Origin of the sequence: Streptomyces lichenis (assembly GCF_023218175.1) — a bacterium.
Classification (GTDB): Bacteria; Actinomycetota; Actinomycetes; order Streptomycetales; family Streptomycetaceae; genus Streptomyces; species Streptomyces lichenis.
On the sequence record NZ_JALPTH010000008.1, the window covers coordinates 57927 to 78182 of the forward strand.

Annotated in this window: 19 protein-coding genes; 9 read left to right on the top strand and 10 right to left on the bottom strand. The window is 72.7% G+C overall.

Features of this window, described 5'->3' with window-relative positions; translation table 11 throughout:
• Positions 1–2: 2 nt before the first annotated feature.
• Together M1O15_RS10725 and M1O15_RS10730 are read right to left on the bottom strand one after the other, a co-directional pair.
• Entirely contained in the window at positions 3–713 is a 711-nt protein-coding gene (locus M1O15_RS10725; protein WP_248633254.1) for a response regulator transcription factor, read from the bottom strand.
• 34 nt (positions 714–747) lie between these two features.
• Complete coding sequence (locus tag M1O15_RS10730; protein ID WP_248633256.1) at positions 748–1947, bottom strand: sensor histidine kinase; 1200 nt, start codon at positions 1945–1947, stop codon at positions 748–750.
• Positions 1948–2043: 96 nt separating this feature from the next.
• Here M1O15_RS10730 and M1O15_RS10735 point away from each other — a divergent pair, with 96 nt between their 5' ends.
• On the top strand, positions 2044–3255 hold the full coding sequence (locus M1O15_RS10735; protein ID WP_248633258.1) for an SAM-dependent methyltransferase: 1212 nt from the start codon (positions 2044–2046) through the stop codon (positions 3253–3255).
• A gap of 119 nt (positions 3256–3374) precedes the next feature.
• The gene (locus M1O15_RS10740) at positions 3375–4469 is read left to right on the top strand and encodes an NADH-quinone oxidoreductase subunit D (protein ID WP_248633487.1); all 1095 of its coding nucleotides are present in this window, start codon (positions 3375–3377) and stop codon (positions 4467–4469) included.
• A 26-nt stretch (positions 4470–4495) separates the two neighbouring features.
• On the opposite strand, the gene M1O15_RS10745 is transcribed toward M1O15_RS10740, so the two are convergent.
• The 4 genes from M1O15_RS10745 to M1O15_RS10760 all read right to left on the bottom strand — a co-directional run bounded on the left by M1O15_RS10745 (position 4496) and on the right by M1O15_RS10760 (position 8520).
• Positions 4496–5842 (bottom strand): coiled-coil domain-containing protein, encoded by a 1347-nt coding sequence (locus M1O15_RS10745; RefSeq protein ID WP_248633260.1) that lies wholly within the window; start codon positions 5840–5842, stop codon positions 4496–4498.
• A 139-nt stretch (positions 5843–5981) separates the two neighbouring features.
• Positions 5982–6968 (bottom strand): ABC transporter substrate-binding protein, encoded by a 987-nt coding sequence (locus tag M1O15_RS10750; RefSeq protein WP_248633262.1) that lies wholly within the window; start codon positions 6966–6968, stop codon positions 5982–5984.
• A 31-nt stretch (positions 6969–6999) separates the two neighbouring features.
• Positions 7000–7740 carry an ABC transporter permease gene (locus M1O15_RS10755; protein ID WP_248633264.1) on the bottom strand — a complete coding sequence of 247 codons (741 nt, stop codon included), beginning with the start codon at positions 7738–7740 and terminating at the stop codon, positions 7000–7002.
• A 3-nt stretch (positions 7741–7743) separates the two neighbouring features.
• Positions 7744–8520 (bottom strand): ABC transporter permease, encoded by a 777-nt coding sequence (locus tag M1O15_RS10760; RefSeq protein ID WP_248633266.1) that lies wholly within the window; start codon positions 8518–8520, stop codon positions 7744–7746.
• Between the two features lie 229 nt (positions 8521–8749).
• On the opposite strand from M1O15_RS10760, the gene M1O15_RS10765 reads away from it, so the two are divergent.
• A complete protein-coding gene (locus M1O15_RS10765; RefSeq protein WP_248633267.1) occupies positions 8750–9889 on the top strand; it encodes an ABC transporter ATP-binding protein in 1140 nt (379 codons plus the stop codon).
• Between the two features lie 22 nt (positions 9890–9911).
• Here M1O15_RS10765 and M1O15_RS10770 read toward each other — a convergent pair whose 3' ends face one another.
• Positions 9912–11027: an alpha/beta hydrolase gene (locus M1O15_RS10770; RefSeq protein WP_248633268.1), complete on the bottom strand. Its 1116-nt coding sequence runs from the start codon at positions 11025–11027 to the stop codon at positions 9912–9914.
• Between the two features lie 286 nt (positions 11028–11313).
• Here M1O15_RS10770 and M1O15_RS10775 point away from each other — a divergent pair, with 286 nt between their 5' ends.
• From M1O15_RS10775 to M1O15_RS10800, 6 genes are all read left to right on the top strand, one after another.
• Positions 11314–13161: a phosphatidylglycerol lysyltransferase domain-containing protein gene (locus M1O15_RS10775; protein ID WP_248633270.1), complete on the top strand. Its 1848-nt coding sequence runs from the start codon at positions 11314–11316 to the stop codon at positions 13159–13161.
• A gap of 102 nt (positions 13162–13263) precedes the next feature.
• Positions 13264–14127, top strand: a complete 864-nt coding sequence (gene folP / locus M1O15_RS10780; RefSeq protein ID WP_248633271.1) for a dihydropteroate synthase — start codon at positions 13264–13266, stop codon at positions 14125–14127.
• On the top strand, positions 14124–14585 hold the full coding sequence (locus M1O15_RS10785) for a nuclear transport factor 2 family protein (protein ID WP_308282280.1): 462 nt from the start codon (positions 14124–14126) through the stop codon (positions 14583–14585). Before folP ends, M1O15_RS10785 begins: the two co-directional genes overlap by 4 nt.
• Positions 14586–14789: 204 nt before the next feature.
• Positions 14790–15149, top strand: coding sequence for a dihydroneopterin aldolase (gene folB / locus M1O15_RS10790; protein WP_248633273.1), 360 nt, complete (start codon positions 14790–14792; stop codon positions 15147–15149).
• Positions 15146–15745 (top strand): 2-amino-4-hydroxy-6-hydroxymethyldihydropteridine diphosphokinase, encoded by a 600-nt coding sequence (gene folK, locus M1O15_RS10795; protein WP_248633275.1) that lies wholly within the window; start codon positions 15146–15148, stop codon positions 15743–15745. The genes folB and folK overlap by 4 nt, the downstream gene beginning before the upstream one ends.
• A gap of 42 nt (positions 15746–15787) precedes the next feature.
• A complete protein-coding gene (locus M1O15_RS10800; RefSeq protein WP_248633277.1) occupies positions 15788–16267 on the top strand; it encodes a DUF3180 domain-containing protein in 480 nt (159 codons plus the stop codon).
• Here M1O15_RS10800 and M1O15_RS10805 read toward each other — a convergent pair.
• The 3 genes from M1O15_RS10805 to ftsH all read right to left on the bottom strand — a co-directional run bounded on the left by M1O15_RS10805 (position 16188) and on the right by ftsH (position 20142).
• The gene (locus M1O15_RS10805) at positions 16188–17267 is read right to left on the bottom strand and encodes a hypothetical protein (RefSeq protein WP_248633278.1); all 1080 of its coding nucleotides are present in this window, start codon (positions 17265–17267) and stop codon (positions 16188–16190) included. The two genes, M1O15_RS10800 and M1O15_RS10805, sit on opposite strands and share 80 nt — an antisense overlap.
• Before the next feature lie 86 nt (positions 17268–17353).
• Positions 17354–17959: a GTP cyclohydrolase I FolE gene (gene folE, locus M1O15_RS10810; protein WP_248633279.1), complete on the bottom strand. Its 606-nt coding sequence runs from the start codon at positions 17957–17959 to the stop codon at positions 17354–17356.
• 158 nt (positions 17960–18117) lie between these two features.
• Positions 18118–20142 carry an ATP-dependent zinc metalloprotease FtsH gene (ftsH, locus tag M1O15_RS10815; protein WP_248633280.1) on the bottom strand — a complete coding sequence of 675 codons (2025 nt, stop codon included), beginning with the start codon at positions 20140–20142 and terminating at the stop codon, positions 18118–18120.
• Between the last annotated feature and the right edge of the window lie 114 nt (positions 20143–20256).

Here is a 20256-nt window from a genome sequence, read left to right on the forward strand (position 1 = left end):
GATCAGTGACCCGGACCGGTGCCGGGGGCCCGGCCGCCCTGCGCCCCGCCGCCGCCCGCGCGCACCAGCCCCGTCTCGTACGCCAGCACCACCACCTGCACCCGGTCGCGCAGCGAGAGCTTGGTGAGGATGCGGCCGACATGGGTCTTGACGGTGGCCTCGGAGAGCACCAGCCGGGCGGCGATCTCCCCGTTGGACAGGCCCTGGGCGACCAGCATCATCACCTCCCGCTCCCGCTCGGTCAGCCGGTCCAGGGCGACGTTGCGCGGCTCGGAGCCGGTGGCGGGCAGCATCGGCGAGAAGCGGTCCAGCAGCCGGCGGGTGGTGGAGGGGGCGACCACCGCGTCCCCGCTGTGCACCGCGCGGATGGCGCTCAGCAGCTCGGCGGGCGGCACGTCCTTGAGCATGAACCCGCTCGCCCCCGCCTTCAGCCCCGAGAAGGCGTACTCGTCCAGGTCGAAGGTGGTCAGGATGAGCACCTTGGGGGCGCCCGGCCGGGCGCAGATCCGGCGGGTGGCCTCCACCCCGTCCAGCTTCGGCATGCGCACGTCCATCAGGACGACGTCCACGGCGGTGGAGCGCAGGATGTCGATGGCCTCGGCGCCGTCGCCGGCCTGTGCGACGACCTCCATGTCCGGCTGGGCGGCGAGCACCATCCGGAAGCCGGCGCGCAACAGCGCCTGATCGTCGACGAGCATCAATCGGATCGGCATGGCGGGAGCGGTCCTTACGGGGAAGAGGGGCGGGTCAGTTGGCGGGTTTCAGCGGGAGCAGGGCGCTGATCCGGAAGCCTCCGCCGGGGCGGGGCCCGGCGTCCAGGGTGCCGCCGACCATGCCGACCCGCTCGCGCATCCCGATCAGCCCGTGGCCGCGGCCATCGGCGCCGCCGTCCTCGTACAGCTCGTGCGCGGCGCCCCGGCCGTCGTCCTCGACCAGCAGCCCCAGGCCGTCGTCGAAGTAGACCAGCCGGACGCTCGCCCCGACGTCCGGGCCGCCGTGCTTGCGGGTGTTGGTCAGCGCCTCCTGGACGATCCGGTACGCGGTCAGCTCCACCCCGCTGGGCAGCGGGCGCGGGGTGCCCTCGATCCTGAAGTCGACGTGCAGCCCGGCCTTGCGCACCTGCTCGACCAGGTCCTCGATCTGCTGGACGTCCGGCTGCGGCACGTAGTCCTCGGCGTCCTCGGGTTCGCCGGTGCGCAGGATGCCGAGCAGCCGCCGCATCTCGGCGAGCGCCTGGCGGCCGGTGCCGGAGATGGTCTCCAGCGCCTGCTTGGCGAGGTCGGGCGAGTTGTCCAGGACGTACGCGGCGCCGTCGGCCTGCACCACCATGACCGAGACGTTGTGGGCGACCACGTCGTGCAGCTCGCGCGCGATCCGGGCGCGCTCGGCGGCGACCGCGACCTTGGCCTGCGCCTCGCGCTCCTTCTCCAGCCGCCGGGCCCGCTCCTCCAGCTGCGCGAAGTACGCGCGCCGGGTGCGGATGGAGTCACCGAGCACCCAGGCGAGGACGAAGGGGACGGTCATCACCACGGTGAAGAACACCTGGCCGGCCGCGGAGGTGTTCTCCACCGGCCAGCGCACCTGCGCCAGCGGGGCCGCGCACACCCCGCCCACCAGGGCCAGCCGGGACGCCCAGCGCGGCCCGCCGTGCGCGGCGACCGTGTAGATCACCACCAGCATGGCGAAGTCGGCCGGATTGACGGCCACGTCCGCGACCAGCTGGACCAGTCCCAGGGCCGCCACCAGGATCAGCACCTTCTCGGGCGCCCGGCGGCGCAGGGCCACGCTGAGGCTGAGCAGGACGACGACCGCCGCGGCGAGGGCCGTCGGCGCGGCCCCCTCCGGCACCTGGACCACCCACAGCAGCGAGAAACCCAGCAGCATCAGGGCCCAGAAGGTGTCGACACCCGTGGGGTGCCGGCGGAGGAAGTCGTAGAGGCGCTGCACGTGACCCAGCGTAGGCAAGTGCGGCCTCGACCCGGGTCAACCGGAGGGTCGATCCGGTGCGAAGGACCCTACTCCGCAAGGTGGAGACTGGTGATCATGACGGATGACAGCGGTCGCCGGAAGCCGGGCCTGCCCTCCGGCGAGGACGCGGGAGTACCGGGGCGGGGGCCGGGCGGCCCGAGCCTGCAGGGCCAGGACGGAGGCGGTCCGGCGCCGCTCACGGACGCGGACGGCCCCGGGCGGGGTGGGGGTGGGGACGGTCCCGGAGCGGGCCGGGGTGGGGCCGGCTGGTGCGGCTGGCGGGTGGCGGCGGAGGCGGCGTTGTACGGGCCGGGCGGCTTCTACCTCCGTCCGGAGGGGCCGGCCGGGCACTTCCGTACCTCGGTGCACGCCTCCCCGCTGTTCGCCGCGGCCGTGGCCCGGCTGCTGGTGCGGGTCGCGGAGGGGCTGGGCGGCAACCGGGTCGACCTGGTGGACATGGGCGCCGGGCGTGGGGAACTGGCCGCCGGGGTGCTGCGCGCTCTGGACGCGGAGGGCGGGCGGGGCCAGGGGCTCCACGTACGCGTGTACGCGGTGGAGCGGGCCGCCCGGCCGCCCGGGCTGGACCCCCGGGTGGAGTGGACCGGCGACCTCCCGCAGGGCGTACGCGGGCTGCTGTTCGCCAACGAGTGGCTGGACAACGTCCCGCTGGACGTGGCCGAGGCGGACGCCGACGGCGTCCCCCGCCATGTCGAGGTGGCCCCGGACGGGCGGGAGCGGCCGGGCGCCCCGGTGGACGGCGCGGACGCCGAGTGGCTGGCCCGCTGGTGGCCGCTTGCCGAGCCGGGCACCCGGGCCGAGATCGGCAGGCCGCGGGACGAGGCCTGGGCCGCCGCGGTCGGTTCGATGGCGGCGGGCCTGGCGGTGGCGGTGGACTACGGGCATCTGGCCGGGGCGCGACCCCCGTTCGGGACGCTCACCGGCTTCCGGGACGGCCGCGAGGTGGCGCCGGTCCCGGACGGGCGGTGCGACCTCACCGCGCATGTGGCGATGGACGCCTGCGCGGCGGCCGGCTCCCGAGGCCTGGCCGCCGCCCCCGAGCTGCTCTCCCAGCGCGAGGTGCTGCACCGCCTGGGGGTGGACGCCGCCCGCCCCCCGCTCGCCCTGGCGTCCACCGACCCGGCCGGCTACGTCCGCGCCCTGGCCCGGGCCGGCGAGGCCGCCGAACTCACCGCCCGGGGCGGCCTCGGCGACTTCAGCTGGCTCCTCCAAGAGGTACCCGGCGCCACCGGGAGGACGGCCGCCCCCGGGGGATACTGGCGGGCATGACGCAGCGCACTGAGCCAGGAGCGACGCCGGAAGCGACGCCGGGAGCGACGCGGGGAACAGCACCGGGAGCGGTCCGGGAGACCACCGTCGGCGTCGGCGGTGCGGCGGAGAGCACCGACATGGTGCTCAACATCGGCCCCCAGCACCCCTCCACCCACGGGGTGCTCCGGCTGCGCCTGGTGCTGGACGGCGAGCTGATCAAGCACGCCGAACCGGTCGTCGGCTATATGCACCGCGGCGCGGAGAAGCTGTTCGAGGCGCGGGACTACCGGCAGATCATCATGCTGGCCAACCGGCACGACTGGCTCTCGGCGTTCTCCAACGAGCTGGGCGTGGTGATGGCCGTGGAGCGGATGCTCGGCATGGAGGTGCCCGAGCGCGCGGTGTGGACGCGCACCCTGCTCGCGGAGCTGAACCGGGTGCTCAACCATCTGATGTTCCTCGGCTCGTACCCGCTCGAACTGGGCGGTATCACCCCGATCTTCCACGCCTTCCGGGAGCGGGAGGACCTCCAGCAGGTGATGGAGGAGGTCTCCGGCGGCCGGATGCACTACATGTTCAACCGGGTCGGCGGCCTGAAGGAGGACCTGCCCGCCGGCTGGCTGGGGCGGGCCCGGGCGGCCGTCGCCGAGGTGCGCTCCCGGATGGACGTCTACGACCGGCTGGTGCTCGGCAACGAGATCTTCCGCGGCCGCACCCGGGGCGTGGGCGTACTCCCGCCGGAGGCCGTGCACGCGTACGGGGTGAGCGGGCCGATCGCCCGCGCCTCCGGCGTCGACTTCGACCTGCGCCGCGACGAGCCGTATCTGGCGTACGGGGAGCTGGCCGACGTACTGGAGGTGGTGGTCCGCGAGGAGGGCGACTGCCTGGCCCGCTTCGAGTGCCTGCTCAGCCAGACGCACAACGCGCTGGCGCTGGCCGACGCCTGCCTGGACCGGATCGCCGAGCTGCCGCCCGGGCCGATCAACCAGCGGCTGCCCAAGGTCCTGAAGGCCCCCGAGGGCCACACCTACGCCTGGACCGAGAACCCGCTCGGCATCAACGGCTACTACCTGGTGTCCAAGGGCGAGAAGACCCCCTACCGGCTCAAGCTCCGCTCGGCCTCCTACAACAACATCCAGGCGCTGACCGAGCTGCTGCCCGGCACCCTGGTCGCCGACATGGTCGCCATCCTGGGCTCGTTCTTCTTCGTCGTCGGCGACATTGACAAGTAGCTCGCGGGGCCTTTCCGCTCGTCCCGTCAGCCGACCGCGTTGCGGCGCAGCCCCACCACGTCGATCTGCTCGGTCTCGTCATGGGCGGTGAGGTCGATGACCTTGCCCACCGCCCGCCGCTCCGGTCCGCGCCGCGCCTGGTGGTGGGCGAGTGCCTCCTCGCCGACCACGTCGGCCAGGTCCTCGTCCTCACCGACGGAGGCCGCGCCGGTGTCCTTGACGGCGCCCGGACCCGCACCCGTACCGGTGTCCGTGGCCGTGCCGCCGCCTGCGCCCCCTTCCGCCCCGGTACCACTGGCCGACTGCCCCGGCCCCGCGCCGAAGAAGTCGAACCCGCCCTGGAGCCGAGGCACCGGACCGCGTCGCCCGGCCGGCACGATGGCCGCCGCCGGCGCCACCGCCCTCATCCCCCCGCCCGGACCGCCCTTCCCAGGACCGTCCGCCCCCGCGCCGCCGTTGCCGCGGCCGACCGCCCCCGCAGCGCCACTGCCAGAGCCGCCCGTCCCCACGCCGCCCTTCCCGGGACCGCCCTTTTCCGGGCCGTGGCCGTCCGTCCCCGGACCGTCCGCCCAGGGTCCGCCGGCGTCCGGGGCGTGCGTCCCGGGAACCGCCACCTCACCAGCGCCGACCGCCCCGGCCGCCCCAACCGAAGCCGCCTTCCGGCCCACCGCACCCACACCCGAGCCCGGGCCCTCGTGGTCCGCCGCACCCTCACGGGCCACCGCGTCCACATCCCCACCCGCGCCCGCATCCGCACCCTTCGCCTCCCGGGCCGCGTCCTGCGCGGTCGCGTTCCGGGTCAGTTCGGCGAGGGCGCGGGCCGCCTGGCGGTAGGCGTTCGCGGTCGGGGTGGAGCGGGCCGCCGGGAGTGCCGGGGGCCCGGCCGGGGCGCCGGAGCCCGCCGGGGCGTCCGGCGCGGCGGCCTCCAGGGCGAGTCGGCGCCGCCCCTCCAGGGCGCTGGCCCGTTCGGTCTCGGCGGTCGCGTACCGGCGCAGCAGCTCCGCGTGCTCGTTGCGCAGCCGGGCCAGCTCCACCCGCTTGGTGCGGAGTTTGGCGTCCAGCTTGGCCCGCAGCTCGCGGGACTCCTCCAGGTCGGTCTCCAGCTCGGCGATCCGCTCCTCGGTGCGCCACTGGTCGCCGGCCCGCGCCCGGGTGAGCTCGGCGACCCGGCGCCCGGCGGCCCGGTCCCAACCGCGCATCAGCACCGCCCCGGTGACCGCCGCGGCGGCCGCGGCCGCGGCCAGCAGCCGCAGGGCCAGCGGGTCCGTCGGCAGCCAGGCGGCCGCCGCGCTCAGGACGGCCGCTCCCGCCACCGCGGAGGGCGGCAGAAGCCTGTGCAGGGGTGGGGAATGGCGGTGGCGTCCACGTGGCATGGCCTGAAATTTACCGTGCGTAGACGGTGAATGACATGTCCGCAAGGGAAAGTTCAGGCCTCGTTACACGCCGTCCACCCGATCCCGCCACACCCCGCCGCAGGCCCGACCAGACCCCATACCCGCGGCATTCCGCCGGCTAACCGCCTATCAGCTTCTTCTCCTGGAGGTAGGCCTTCGCCACATCGGCCGGCTTGGCCCGCTCGGCGTCCACCTTCCGGTTCAGTTCGACCAGGTCCTCGGTGGTCAGCGTCTTGGTGATCTTTTCCAGGGCCTCGGTTATCTCCGCCGAACCGGCGTCCTTGGCATTGACCACCGGCAGCACGTTGTCGGCGTTCTGGAGCTTCTTGTCGTCCTCCAGCAGCACCAGCCCGAACTGCTCCAGGGTGGCGTCCGTGGTGGTGGTCAGCACCAGCTGGGCGGACCCGTCCTTGACCGCCTGCTTGGACGGCACGCTGCCGACGCCCTTGGCGTCGATGCCCGCGACGTCGATACCGTAGGTCTTCTCCAGACCGGGCGCGCAGAAGGGGCGGATCGCGCACTCGTCACCGGCCGCGATCTTGACCTTGAGCTTCCGGGCGCCGAGGTCGGAAAGCGTCTTGAGCTTGTTCTTCTCGGCGTAGTCCTTGGTGACGGCGAAGGCGTTCTGGTCGACCGCGTCACCGGCCGGCAGCACCTTCAGCCCGCGCGGTCCGGCGAGCTTCTCCAGGGCGTCCACGGTGGCGTTCACATCGCTGGAGGCGACCGGCTTCTCCTGGGCCTGCTTGGGCCCGTTGACCTTCGCGTTGAGGAATTCGGCGAGCGTGGCCGCGTATTCCGGAACGACGTCGATGTCCCCCTTCTCCAGGGACGGTTCGTACAGTTCGCGGTTCTCCACGGTCTTGATGGAGGTGCCGTATCCGGCGTCCTTGAGGACCTGCGCGTACAGCTCGGCGAGCACATTGGCCTCGGTGAAGCCGCCCGAGCCGACGACCAGCGAGCCCTTGCCCCCGTCCTTGCCGGAGGAGCCCGACGACCCGCCGGAGGAACCGCGGTCCTCCAGGCTGTCGCCCCCGCAGGCGGCCAGCCCGCCGGTCAGGGCCACCACGGCCAGTGCCGCTCCCGCCACACGTGCGGTTCTGCTCATGTCGTTCTCTCCGTCTGTCTCGTCAGTGGTGTTACGTCATGGCGCGTGCGGCGGCGGCCGGGTCCGCAGGCCCCGCCGACTTCGACGACCCCGGCGACCGGGTCAGGCGGGTGGCGCGCATCGGGTCGCACAACCGGCCCACCAGCACCAGCACGCCCTCGGCGGCCAGCGCCAGCGCACCCACCACGAGCGCGCCCGCCACCACCTGCCCGGTGTCACTGGTGTTGAACCCGGCCGTGATGATCCGGCCCAGCCCGCCCCCTCCGGCCATCGCGGCGAGCGTCGCGGTGGCGATCACCTGCACCGTCGCCGAGCGCAGCCCGATGAGCACCAGCGGGTACGCCAGCGGGAGTTCGACCCGGCGGAAGACCTGGCCGCCCGACATCCCCATCCCGCGGGCCGCCTCCACCACCGAGCGGTCCACCTCGCGCATCCCCACATAGGCGTTGGTCAGCAGCGGCGGCACCGCGAACAGCACCAGCGCGATGATGGTGGGCAGGTCCCCGTGGCGGCCGAGCGGGGTGAGCGTCAGCAGCACCAGCACCGCCAGCGTGGGCACCGCCCGCCCGACGTTCGAGAGATTGACCGCGAGGGCGCCGCCACGGCCGATGTGCCCCAGCCACAGCGCCAGCGGGAGGGCGATCAGGCAGGAGGCCAGCAGGCACACCCCGCTGAACCACAGGTGCTCCAGCAGCCGGGCGGTCACCCCGCTCTCACCCTGCCAGTTGGCCCCGGTCGTCAGCCACGTCCAGGCATCGGCCACCGCGCCCATCGCTCAGCCCGCCTCCTTGCCTATTCGGGCACCGCTTCCGGCGCCGCTCGCCGAACCGGCACCCGCCCGACCGCGGTCACCGCCCGCCCGACCGCGACCGCCGCCGGCCGGGCCGCTCCCGGTGCGGGTCCAGGGGGTCAGCAGCCGCTGGAGCCCGAGCAGCAGCAGGTCGGCGGCGACCGCCAGCAGCACGCAGAGCACCGAGGCGGTCAGCACCTGCGCCTTGAAGTAGCTCTTCAGCCCGGTGGTGATCAGGGTGCCGAGGCCGCCGTAGTCCACCAGGGCACCGACCGTGGTCAGCGCCACCGTGGAGACCGTGGCCATCCGCACCCCGGCCAGCACCGCGGGCAGCGCCAGCGGCAGCTCGACCTCCCACAGCAGCCGCGCGGGCCCGTACCCCATCCCGCGCGCGGCCTCCCGGGCCTCCTCCGGCACCGCGGCCAGCCCGGCCAGGATGTTCCGTACCAGGATGGTCAGCGAGTAGAGCACCAGTCCGGTGACGACCAGCGCGGCGGACAGCCCGAACAGCGGCAGCAGCAGCGAGAACATGGCCAGCGAGGGGATCGCGTACAGCACGGTCGTCAGCCCCAGCACCGGGGCGGCGAACCTCGGCCGGGCCCGCACCAGCAGGGCCAGCGGGAAGGCCACCACCAGCCCGAGCAGCACCGACACCACCGTGATCCAGACGTGCTGGAGCGTGGCATCGGTCAACTCGGACGCGCGCGAGCGCAGATACTCGCCGCAGATCCACTCGTTGGCCACCAGGCATCCGGTGCCCATCCGCCCTCACCTCCCCCGTCCCCGTGAGCCGTCCCTCACATGGCTCTCGTATGCCGCTCTCCGCACCGCGCTTCCATGGCCGCGCTTCGAGCCGCAGTTCGATCCGCCACCGACCCTAACCCCCACCACCGACAATCACCGATGCCCGTCCGCAGACCGGCCACACCACGAAACACGGCCTTCACACATGACTGGTTCGAACCGGCGTACGTCGGGCCACAATGGCCGCATGATCCGATTCGAGCACGTCACGAAGCGCTACCCGGACGGCACGCCCGCCGTGGACGACCTGTCCTTCGAGGTGGCCGAGGGCGAACTCGTCACGCTCGTCGGGCCGTCCGGCTGCGGCAAGACCACCACCATGAAGATGGTCAACCGGCTGATCGACCCGACCGAGGGCCGTATCGAGGTCGACGGGCGCGATATCGCCGCCGAGGACCCCGTCGAACTGCGCCGCCGGATCGGCTACGTCATCCAGCAGGTCGGCCTCTTCCCGCACCGGACCGTCCTGGACAACACCGCCACCGTCCCCCATCTGCTCGGGGTCAAGCGCGGCAGCGCCCGCGCCCGCGCCGCCGAACTCCTCGAACTCGTCGGCCTGGACCCCGCCGTGCACGGCGACCGCTACCCCCACCAGCTCTCCGGCGGCCAGCGCCAGCGGGTCGGGGTGGCCCGGGCGCTCGCCGCCGACCCGCCCGTCCTCCTCATGGACGAGCCCTTCGGCGCGGTCGACCCGGTGGTCCGCGAGCACCTGCAGAACGAGTTCCTCCGCCTTCAGTCCGAGGTGCGCAAGACCGTGCTCTTCGTCACCCACGACATCGAGGAGGCGGTCCGGCTCGGCGACCGGATCGCGGTCTACGGGGAGGGCCGGATCGAGCAGTTCGACGCCCCCGCCACCGTGCTGGGCGCGCCCGCCTCCCCCTATGTCGCCGACTTCGTGGGCGCCGACCGGGGGCTGAAGCGGCTCTCGGTCACCCCCATCGAACCGGGCGACCTCCAGACCCCGCCGGTGGTCCACCTCGACGACACCCTGCCCCGCGACCTCGGCGCCCGCTGGGCCGTGGTGCTGGACGGCGACGACCAGCTGCACGGCTGGATATCGGCCGAGCAGGCCGCCCTGGGCGGCTCGGTGCGCGAGCACGCCCGCCGGATGGAGGCCTGGCTCCCGGTCGGCGCCTCGCTGAAGCAGGCCTTCGCCACCATGCTCCAGCACGACGCCGGATGGATCGCCGTCCTCGACCCGGCCGCCCGCAACCGCTTCCTCGGCGTCCTCACCCCCGCCCGGCTGCACGAGGCGCTGCGCCGCTCCACCGCCGCCGACGCCCAGGCCATCGCCCGCGCCGAGGCCGATATCCAGACGGTCGGCTGACCGCCCCCGCCGTCAGGGCGGTTCACCCCGCCGAGAGCCGCCCGCCCAGCCACTCCAGCGCGGGCGGGACCTCCCGCCGCCAGGTGGTGAAGTTGTGACCGCCGCTGTCCAGGGTGATCGAGGAGACCCGGGCGGGCGGCCGCACCCGGGCGATGAAGTCCAGGGTCGCCGCCCGCTCGGACTCGCCCTCACGGGAGGTCGTCACCAGGAACGAGGAGCGCGGCGCCCGGCCCGGCACGTGGTGGTCCAGGCTCCACAGCAGGTCGGCCCGGTTGCGCAACCGCTGGTCGCCGCCGAAGAGATCCCCGGTGGTCACGTCCTCCGGCGCCCGGTAGTGGGCGGACAGACCGGCCCCGGCCGCGTACCGCTCCGGATGGTGCATCGCGATCTTGAGCGCGCAGTAGCCGCCGGTGGAGTTCCCGATGATCCCCCAGCTCCGGGCCGCCGAACCGATCCGGTACGCCGAGGAGACGGCCCTCGGCAGATCCCGGCCGAAGAAGGTCTCGGTACGCGGCCCGCCCGGCACGTCCACGCACTCGGTGTCCCTCGGCGGGGCTACCGTGGGCCGCATCATCACCAGCACCATCGGCTTCATCCGCCCCTCCTGCACCAGGCGGTACGCGGTACGGGGGTAGTCCAGCCCCGTGATCAGGTTCTCCGCGGTGCCCGGATACCCGGTCAGCACCACGGCCGCCGGGAAGTCCCGCCCCCGGTGCCCCGCACGGACGTACTCCGGCGGCAGATACACCAGCGCCGGGCTCGCGATCCCCGACTCCCCGCCGGACACCGCGACCTTCTCGATCCGCCCGCCCGGGGCGCCCGGCGCGTCCTCGCGGCCCAGCACCCGTACCGATCCCGCGCCCCGGCCCGCCGAGTGGTCCACCACCACCCCCGGCCCCTGCTCCCGGCCCAGCAGATCGGCCCAGGACCCGTAGAAGAGGAACGTCCGGTTCGCGGCCAGCGCCACCACGGCGAACAGCGAGAGCTGCACCGCCGCCAGCAGCCCGACCCGGCCCAGCACCGGGAGCGGCCCGCGCCCGGCCAGCCGCGGCCAACGCCACACCGTCACCGCGAACAGCGCCCCGGCGGCCAGCACCGCCGCCCACAGCACCGTTGTGCTGGTCAGCCCGAGGTCCATGGCGGTTCCGCTCCCGTCCGTCCACTCGTACGCGGCCTGTGCGTCTTCCGGCCGCCGCCGAGGATTTCCCGGCACCCGATGAACCCGCCCCCCGCCCCGCTCGTCCTACAGGACGCCCGCCCGGTCCGCGTCGGCAACCGGCCGGAAGGGCGCCCGGGCCTCTGTCCGCAGAGGCAGCACGGCCCCTGTCCGCAGGGGGCAGGGCCACAGCCTCTGTCCGCAGAGGCGCCGCAGCCTCCGCACACAGAGGCGGCGAACCACTTGAACGCGAAAGTCACGGGAAGCGATGTCTGTCACGGTAGATGGGGACAAGTCCGGAACGGTTCCGGGCCGGACGCGCCGGATGCTGCGCGGCCCGCGCCCGGAGAAGGTGCCCACCCTCGTCGGCACGGCCTGCACCTTCATCGGCCTGATCGACATCGCGGCCGGAGTCTTCCCGCGCTTCCGCGCCAGCCGGATGCACGCTCTCGCCGAGGTGTTGCCCGGCACCCTCGGCCCGCTGTCGGCGGCCCTCGCGGTCAGCGTCGGCGTCCTGCTGCTCCTGCTCGCGCACGGCCTCAAGCGCCGCAAGCGCCGGGCCTGGCGGGCCGCGGTCGTCCTGCTGCCCGCCGGGGCGCTCGCCCAGTTCGCGTACCGCCACTCGCTCATCGGCGTGCTGCTGCCGCTGCTGCTGCTCGCCCTGCTGCTGCGCCACCGCGGCGAGTTCGCCGCACTGCCCGACCCGCGCAGCCGATGGCGAGCTCTCGCCAACTTCGTCCTGATGGGCGCCGGTTCTCTTATGCTCGGTCTGGCGATCGTCAGCGCCCACCCCCGCAAGACGATCGGCGACCCCAGCCTCAGCGACCGGCTGGAGCACGTGCTGTACGGCCTGTTCGGCTTCGAGGGCCCCGTCGGCTACCGCGGCAACGTGGACTGGACGGTCGGCTACTCCCTCGGCGCCCTCGGCCTGCTCACCGCCATCACCACCGTCTACCTCGCCTTCCGCCCCGAGCACCCGGTGGCCCGGCTCACCACCGACGACGAGGAGCGGCTGCGCGCCCTGCTGGACAAGCACGGCGGCCGGGACTCGCTCGGCCACTTCGCGCTGCGCCGGGACAAGGCCGTGGTCTTCTCCCCCAGCGGCAAGGCCGCCGTCTGCTACCGGGTGGTCAACGGGGTGATGCTCGCCGGCGGAGACCCCATCGGCGACGTGGAGGCCTGGCCCGGCGCGATCGAGCGGTTCATGGACGAGGCCACCGCGCACTCCTGGACCCCGGCCGTGATGGGCTGCTCGGAGACCGGCGGAGAGGTGTGGACCCGGGAGACCGGGCTGGACGCCCTGGAGCTCGGCGACGAGGCGGTGGTGGACGTCGCGGATTTCTCCCTCAGCGGGCGCGCCATGCGCAACGTCCGCCAGATGGTCAAGCGCATCGAACGCAACGGCTATGAGACCCGGGTACGCCGGGTCCGCGACCTCTCCGAGGGCGAGCTGGAGCGGATCCGGCGCGCCGCGGCGGACTGGCGCGGCACCGACACCGAGCGCGGCTTCTCCATGGCGCTCGGCCGGATCGGCGACGCGGCCGACGGTGACGCGGTGATCGCCACCGCCCACCGCGCCGAGGACACCACCGGCGGCGGCCAGGCGGAGAAGGGAGCCCACGGCGACCTGAAGGCGATCATCCACTTCGTCCCCTGGGGCCCGGACGGCATGTCCCTGGAGCTGATGCGGCGTGACCGCTCGGCCGACCCCGGGATGAACGAACTGCTGATCACCGCCGCGCTCCAGGCCGCGCCCGCCCTCGGCGTGAAGCGGGTCTCGCTCAACTTCGCCATGTTCCGCTCGGCCCTGGCCCGCGGCGAGAAGCTCGGCGCCGGACCGGTGCTGCGGATGTGGCGCGGGCTGCTGGTCTTCCTCTCCCGCTGGTTCCAGATCGAGTCGCTGTACAAGTTCAACGCCAAGTTCCAGCCCCGCTGGGAGCCCCGCTTCGTGGTCTACCGCACCACCCGCGAGCTGCCCCGCATCGGACTGGCCGCGATGCGCGCCGAGGGGTTCGTCAACGTCGCACTCCCCGGCCCGCTGACCCGCCGCCGCCCGGCCACCCCCTGCCCCCATCACACCCTGCGGGAGACCGCCCACGAGGTACGCGCCGCCTGACCGCCGCCACACCGCGCCCCACCGGCCGCCCGCACCCGGGCGGACGGGCCCCGGCTCCCGGCCGACCGGGTCCGCCCCTCCCCGCGGTTCTAGGCTGTGTCCATGACTATCTCGCGCGGACGGGGCACGGTCCGGGGACTGCCGGAGTGGGACCGCTGTGCGGTCATGGGAGTCGTCAACGTGACCCCCGACTCCTTCTCCGACGGCGGTCGCTGGTTCGACACCGGCGCCGCCGTCAAACACGGCCTCGAACTGGTCGCCCAGGGCGCCGACCTGGTCGACGTCGGCGGCGAGTCCACCCGCCCCGGCGCCCCCCGGGTCGACGAGGACGAGGAACTGCGCCGCGTCCTGCCCGTCGTCCGCGGCCTGGCCGCCGAAGGCGCGGTCGTCTCCGTGGACACCATGCGCGCCTCGGTCGCCCGCAAGGCCGTCGAAGCCGGCGCCGTGCTGGTCAACGACGTCAGCGGCGGCGCGGCCGACCCCCGGATGGTGCCCTCGGTCGCCGCCGCCGGAGTCCCCTTCGTCGTCATGCACTGGCGCGGCTTCAGCGACACCATGAACAGCCTCGCCGTCTACGAGGACGTGGTCGCCGAGGTCGCCACCGAGCTCCGGCAGCGGATGGACGCCGTCGTCTCTGGCGGCATCCCCCCCGAACTCATCCTCATCGACCCCGGCCTCGGCTTCGCCAAGAACGCCGAACACGACCTCGCCCTCCTCGCCCACCTCCCCGAGCTGCGCGCCCTCGGCCGCCCCCTGCTGGTCGCCGCCTCCCGCAAGCGGTTCCTCGGCCGGGTGCTGGCCCGCGACGGCGGCGCCACCGTGCCGCCCGCCCGGGAACGGGACGCCGCCACCGCCGCGGTCTCCGCCCTCGCCGCCCACGAAGGCGCCTGGGCGGTACGCGTCCACGAGGTCCGCGCCACCGCCGACGCGGTACGGGTCGCCCGGGCCGTCGAGGGCGCCCGGTGAGCGGCGCCGGGACCGAGACCGAGGCCGTCGAGCAGGCCAACACCGCCTTCTACGAGGCCATGGAGCGCGGCGACTTCGACACCCTCTCCGACCTCTGGCTGGACGCCGGGCACGGCGAGATCTCCTGCGTCCACCCCGGCTGGCCGTTGCTCACCGGCCGCGGCGAGGTGCTCCGCTCGTACGCCCTGATCATGGCCAACACCGAGTACATCCAGTTCTTCCTGACCGACGTCCGGGTGTCCCTGGCCGGCGACACCGCCCTGGTCACCTGCACCGAGAACATCCTCAGCGGCGGGCCCGCCGAGGAGGGCGACGACCTCGGCCCGCTCGTCGGCCAGCTGGTGGTCGCCACCAATGTGTTCCGCCGCACACCCGAGGGCTGGCGGGTCTGGTCCCACCACGGCTCCCCCGTTCTGGCCGAAAGCAGCGGTGACGAGGCCGAAGAACCAGGCTCCTGACGGGTGGGGACCGGGTAGGGACCCCCTACAGGCACCGACCGGCCTTCCCCGCACCCGGGACCCGGCCCCGGCCCTCCCAGCCGCCCCACCCGGGGCCCGCGCACCGACCCTGTCAGTGCCCGCGGGTAGATTCGACGGGTGGCACCGGGGCCGACCGCACCCGGCGCGGTGCCCACCGGACCAACGACAGCAGGAGTGATTCGCGTGGATCGTGTCGCGCTGCGCGGCCTCAAGGCCCGCGGGCACCATGGCGTCTTCCCCCGGGAGCGCGAAGAGGGCCAGACGTTCATCGTCGACCTGGTGCTCGGTCTCGACACCCGCCCCGCCGCCGCCGCCGACGACCTGGCGAAGACCGTGCACTACGGGATCGTGGCCGAAGAGGTCGTGGACGTCGTCCAGGGCGAGCCGGTCGACCTGATCGAGACGCTCGCCGAGCGCATCGCCCAGCAGTGCCTCAAGCACGAGGGAGTCCAGGAGGTGGAGGTCGTCGTACACAAGCCGGACGCCCCGATCACCGTCCCCTTCGACGACGTCACCATCACCATCACCCGGAGCCGCGCATGAACCCCACGCCCAGCGACCCCACGGTCCAGCCGGTGCCCGCCGCCGTGACGGCCCAGGTCGACGCCGCCGACTCCACCCTCAGCAACCCCCGCCGCGCGGTCATCGCCCTCGGCGCCAACCTCGGCAACCGGCTGGAGACCCTCCAGGGCGCCATCGACGCCCTGGAGGACACCCCCGGCGTACGGGTCAAAGCCGTCTCCCCGGTCTACGAGACCGAGCCCTGGGGCGTCGACCCGGCCTCCCAGCCCTCCTACTTCAACGCCGTCATCGTGGTGAAGACCACCCTCCCCCCGGCGTCCCTCCTGGAGCGCGCGCACGCCGTCGAAGAGGCCTTCCACCGGGTGCGCGACGAGCGCTGGGGCGCCCGCACCATCGACGTCGACATCATCTCGTACGCCGACGTGGTCTCCGACGACCCGGTGCTCACCCTCCCCCACCCCCGCGCCCACCAGCGCGCCTTCGTCCTCGCGCCCTGGCACGACGTGGACCCCGAGGCACAGCTCCCCGGCGCCGGCCCCGTCGCCGACCTGCTCACCAGCGTCGGCCGCGAGGGCATCGCCCCGCGCGGCGACCTGGAACTGCGCCTGCCCGAGTAGCGTTGGAGTGATCGACCCGACCACGACGACGAGGGACCACCGGTGAAGCAACTGCGGCTGAAGGTACTGGTCGGCGTGTTCGCCGTGGCCGGAATCCTGTGCTGGGGCGGGGCCCGGCTGTGGGAGTCGTTCGGCACCCTGCCGAGCGTCCCCCTGGCCGCGCCCATCGTGCTGGCGGTGATCGCCGCCGTCCTGGCCGCCACCGCCCTCTCCCTCCGCTCCCGGCTCCGCGCCCAGCGCGAACGCCGCCCGGACGCCAAGGGCGTGGAGCCGATGATGGCCGCCCGCGCCGTCGTCTTCGGCCAGGCCAGCGCCCTGGTCGCGGCCCTGGTCGGCGGGATGTACGGCGGCACCGGCGTCTTCCTGCTCGGCTCCCTGGACATCCCCGCCCGCCGCGACCAGGCCATCTACGCCGGCTTCTCCGTCCTCACCGCCGCCGCCGTCATCGCCGCCGCCTTCTTCCTGGAGCGCGTCTGCAAGCTCCCGGAAGACGAGGACGACCAGACGGCCCCGGCCGCCTGACGAGACCGCCGGTCAGCCGTCCTGGCGGGCCAGGTGCCCGTTCACCAGGAAGGTCGGGGTGCGGGTCGAGCCGGTAGGCGTAGAACGTGAACGGCTTGGCACCGAGCGCGGGCCGGGGGCGGACCTCGTGGACGCGGACCCAGCCGGACTCGTGGAGCTGTAGGGGGTGCGACTCCGCCCGATAGGTGCCCCGGCGGTGCCAGCGGTCGGAGATGTACAAACGGGAGGCGCGCCCGGGAACCGCTGAGGGGGTCATCCGGGCTCCGATGACCACCGCCCACTCCGCCAGGAACGCGACATTGGCGGATACCACGACTCGCCCCTGAAACCCGGTTCGCACGCGGAAGCCGTCCCCGTCCACATACCCGTCCATGAATCCGGCGAAGGTCTCCAGGTCGCGCAGAACGACGCGAGGGAAGCGCTGCCGCATGTGATGGGCGTCGCCACCGACGTACTGCCGCATCAGGTCGGCCAGATACGAGGAGACCACGCGCACTCGAAAGCCCGGCACATCTCGCCGCAGATACCCGGAGGGACGGGTGACCGGCTCCAACCGAGCCGAGAGACCGGTGCACGCCGTCAGCGCGTCAGCGAAACGGGAGGCGAAACCCCTGTCGTTCACGATCAACGAGACGTAGTTCTTCCCCACCGTTCCGTCGGAACAGACAGCACCGACGGTATAGCCGAAGTGCCACCCCGGCCGAACCGTGAACCGCCCTCGGTGAAGCTTCCGTGGTGGAGTCCAGGCGACCAGCCCCTCTGCCGCCTCCGGCACGGGCTTCCAGCCGTCAGGGGTGGCGAGAAGAAGCCCGGGACCCGCGGTGAAGGTGACGCGGTCGGTCACCACCTCCACCGCCTCGCGGCCGGAGACGGCAGTCACGCCTGTCACCACGGTCCGCGCCGTCTTGGAGCCGTCGAGCGTCCAGAGAGCCCGCCTGGGAACGACCGTCTTCGCCTGCGCCACTCCGTCGACCGTGCTCACCATCTGCTTGCTGGCCAACCCACCGTTCATACCGAACCCCTCGATCAGTGATCCATGTGATCTGCTGATCGAGGACGGTATGGAGTGCTACAAGCGGCTTGCCCTCAACGTGCCAATATCAGAGACATGGCCTCGGCACGTGTAGTAGCGTCACGCAGTTGGCCACGTACCGCCGAGGTGGTGGTCTTGGCGCCGGGCTTGCGGATGCCGCGCACCGACATGCACATGTGCTCGGCCTCGATGACGACGATGGCTCCGCGCGCTTCCAGTATTCGCATCAGCGAATCTGCGATTTGCGTTGTCAGCCGCTCCTGCACCTGCGGACGGCGGGCGAAGACGTCCACCAGGCGCGCCAACTTGCTCAGACCAGTGATTTTGCCGCTGTCGGCCGGGATGTACCCCACATGCGCGACACCATGAAACGGCAAAAGATGATGTTCACAGAATGATACTACTTCAATATCTTTAACGAGGACCATCTCATCGTGCCCCAGGTCGAACGTCGTCGTCAGCACGTCCTCCGGGTCCATCCGCATCCCCGCGAGCATCTCGCGGTAGGCGCGGGCCACCCGGGCCGGGGTCTCCCGCAGGCCTTCGCGGTCCGGGTCCTCGCCGACCGCGATGAGGAGTTCGCGTACGGCGTTCTCGGCCCGCTTCTCGTCGAACTCGCCGATCGCGCCCTCGCCGTCCAGCGTCACCGGGTCGGTCATCTGTGCCTCGTTCCGTGTTGCCGTGAGCGCACGTGGTCGTGCGTGCGCTCCGCCTGAGCCGGGCGGACCGGCCCGCCCCTCGGCGCCTACGCGAACGCCGCGCCCCCCAGGCTAGAACCTGGGGGGCGCGGCGTGCATTCCGGGTGTCCGGAGGGGCCTCAGGCCTCCGGGCGCTCCTCGGGCACCGGGTCGGGCGAGGGGGTCGCCTTGGCGGTGTCGATGGCGGCGGCCGCGGAGCCGGCGCCGTTGGTGAGGGCCAGCTCCTTGGGGGAGAGGACCGGGGGCCGGGTGGAGGGGGTGCGGCGGGAGGAGCCGGTCCACGCCGGGCGGGCCGGGCGCTTGGTGATGGTGGCGAAGATCTCGGCGATCTCCTCCTTGCCCAGCGTCTCCTTCTCCAGCAGCGCGAGGACGAGGTTGTCCAGGACGTCGCGGTTCTCGACCAGGATCTCCCAGGCCTCGTTGTGCGCCGTCTCGATGAGCTTCTTGACCTCTTCGTCCACCAGCGCGGCGACCTCTTCCGAATAGTCGCGCTGGTGCGCCATCTCGCGGCCGAGGAAGGGCTCGGTGTTGTCGCCGCCGAACTTGATGGCGCCGAGCCGCTCGGTCATGCCGTACTGGGTGACCATCGCGCGGGCCGTGGCGGTGGCCTTCTCGATGTCGTTGGCGGCGCCGGTGGTCGGGTCGTGGAAGACCAGTTCCTCCGCCGCCCGGCCGCCCAGCATGTAGGCGAGCTGGTCGAGCATCTCGTTGCGGGTGGTCGAGTACTTGTCCTCGTCGGGCAGGACCATGGTGTAGCCCAGGGCCCGGCCGCGGGACAGGATGGTGATCTTGTGGACCGGGTCGGAGTTGGGTGAGGCCGCCGCGACCAGGGCGTGTCCGCCCTCGTGGTACGCGGTGATCTTCTTCTCCTTGTCCGACATGATCCGGGTCCGCTTCTGCGGGCCCGCCACCACGCGGTCGATCGCCTCGTCCAGCATGTGGTTGTCGATGAGCTTCTTGTCGCTGCGCGCGGTGAGCAGCGCGGCTTCGTTGAGCACGTTCGACAGGTCGGCACCGGTGAAGCCGGGGGTGCGGCGGGCGACGGCCGAGAGGTCGACGTCCGGGGCGACCGGCTTGCCCTTCTGGTGGACCTTGAGGATCTCCAGCCGGCCCTGCATGTCCGGGCGGTCGACGGCGATCTGCCGGTCGAAGCGGCCGGGGCGCAGCAGCGCCGGGTCGAGGATGTCGGGCCGGTTGGTGGCGGCGATCAGGATGACCCCGCCCTTGACGTCAAAGCCGTCCATCTCGACCAAGAGCTGGTTGAGGGTCTGCTCGCGCTCGTCGTGGCCGCCGCCGAGGCCGGCGCCGCGGTGGCGTCCGACGGCGTCGATCTCGTCGACGAAGACGATGGCCGGGGCGTTGGCCTTGGCCTGCTCGAAGAGGTCGCGCACCCGGGAGGCGCCGACGCCGACGAACATCTCGACGAAGTCGGAGCCGGAGATCGAGTAGAACGGCACCCCGGCCTCGCCGGCGACGGCGCGGGCCAGCAGGGTCTTGCCGGTGCCGGGCGGGCCGTAGAGGAGCACGCCCTTGGGGATCTTGGCGCCGACGGCCTGGAACTTGGCGGGCTCCTGGAGGAACTCCTTGATCTCGTGGAGCTCCTCGACGGCCTCGTCGGAGCCGGCGACGTCGGAGAAGGTGGTCTTGGGGGTGTCCTTGGTGATCAGCTTGGCCTTGGACTTCCCGAAGTTCATCACCCGGGAGCCGCCGCCCTGCATCTGGTTCATCAGGAACAGGAAGACCACGACGATCAGGACGAAGGGCAGCAGCGAGAGCAGGACCGAGAGGAACGGGCTCTGCTTGGACGGCGAGACCGTGTAGCCCTTCTCGATGTCACCGGCCTCGTACTTCTGCTGCAGGGTGGCGGCGAGGTCGGCGCCCTGGCTGCCGATGTAGCTCGCCTGGATCTTGTCGCTGTCGCCGACCTTCTGGCCGTCCTTGAGGTCGACCTTGATCATCTGTTCGTCGCCGGTGGTCAGTTTGACCTGGTCGACCTGGTTCTTGTCGATCGCCTGGACGACCTGGCCGGTGTCCACCGTCTTGTAGCCGCCCGACGAGCCGACGACCTGCATCAGTACGACCACGGCGAGGACGGCCAGCACGATCCACATGACCGGCCCACGGAAGTATCGCTTCACGTCCATCCATACGAGGCGGTGACGCCCCGTCCCTCCTGCCCGTAGGTAGATGCTGCTGGGTGGGAACTGCTGCCTGGCGGGCTCGCGGCCGCGGTCTTCGCCGCTGTCGCCGCCGCCGTC

Excerpts from the sequence above, each read along its gene's own strand:
- M1O15_RS10725 (WP_248633254.1), bottom strand. The coding sequence starts at position 713 with ATGCCGATCCGATTGATGCTCGTCGACGATCAGGCGCTGTTGCGCGCC.
- M1O15_RS10735 (WP_248633258.1), top strand. The coding sequence starts at position 2,044 with ATGACGGATGACAGCGGTCGCCGGAAGCCGGGCCTGCCCTCCGGCGAG.
- M1O15_RS10740 (WP_248633487.1), top strand. The coding sequence starts at position 3,375 with ATGGTGCTCAACATCGGCCCCCAGCACCCCTCCACCCACGGGGTGCTC.
- M1O15_RS10745 (WP_248633260.1), bottom strand. The coding sequence starts at position 5,842 with ATGCCACGTGGACGCCACCGCCATTCCCCACCCCTGCACAGGCTTCTG.
- M1O15_RS10750 (WP_248633262.1), bottom strand. The coding sequence starts at position 6,968 with ATGAGCAGAACCGCACGTGTGGCGGGAGCGGCACTGGCCGTGGTGGCC.
- M1O15_RS10755 (WP_248633264.1), bottom strand. The coding sequence starts at position 7,740 with ATGGGCGCGGTGGCCGATGCCTGGACGTGGCTGACGACCGGGGCCAAC.
- M1O15_RS10760 (WP_248633266.1), bottom strand. The coding sequence starts at position 8,520 with ATGGGCACCGGATGCCTGGTGGCCAACGAGTGGATCTGCGGCGAGTAT.
- M1O15_RS10765 (WP_248633267.1), top strand. The coding sequence starts at position 8,750 with ATGATCCGATTCGAGCACGTCACGAAGCGCTACCCGGACGGCACGCCC.
- M1O15_RS10770 (WP_248633268.1), bottom strand. The coding sequence starts at position 11,027 with ATGGACCTCGGGCTGACCAGCACAACGGTGCTGTGGGCGGCGGTGCTG.
- M1O15_RS10775 (WP_248633270.1), top strand. The coding sequence starts at position 11,314 with ATGTCTGTCACGGTAGATGGGGACAAGTCCGGAACGGTTCCGGGCCGG.
- folP (WP_248633271.1), top strand. The coding sequence starts at position 13,264 with ATGACTATCTCGCGCGGACGGGGCACGGTCCGGGGACTGCCGGAGTGG.
- folK (WP_248633275.1), top strand. The coding sequence starts at position 15,146 with ATGAACCCCACGCCCAGCGACCCCACGGTCCAGCCGGTGCCCGCCGCC.
- folE (WP_248633279.1), bottom strand. The coding sequence starts at position 17,959 with ATGACCGACCCGGTGACGCTGGACGGCGAGGGCGCGATCGGCGAGTTC.
- ftsH (WP_248633280.1), bottom strand. The coding sequence starts at position 20,142 with ATGGACGTGAAGCGATACTTCCGTGGGCCGGTCATGTGGATCGTGCTG.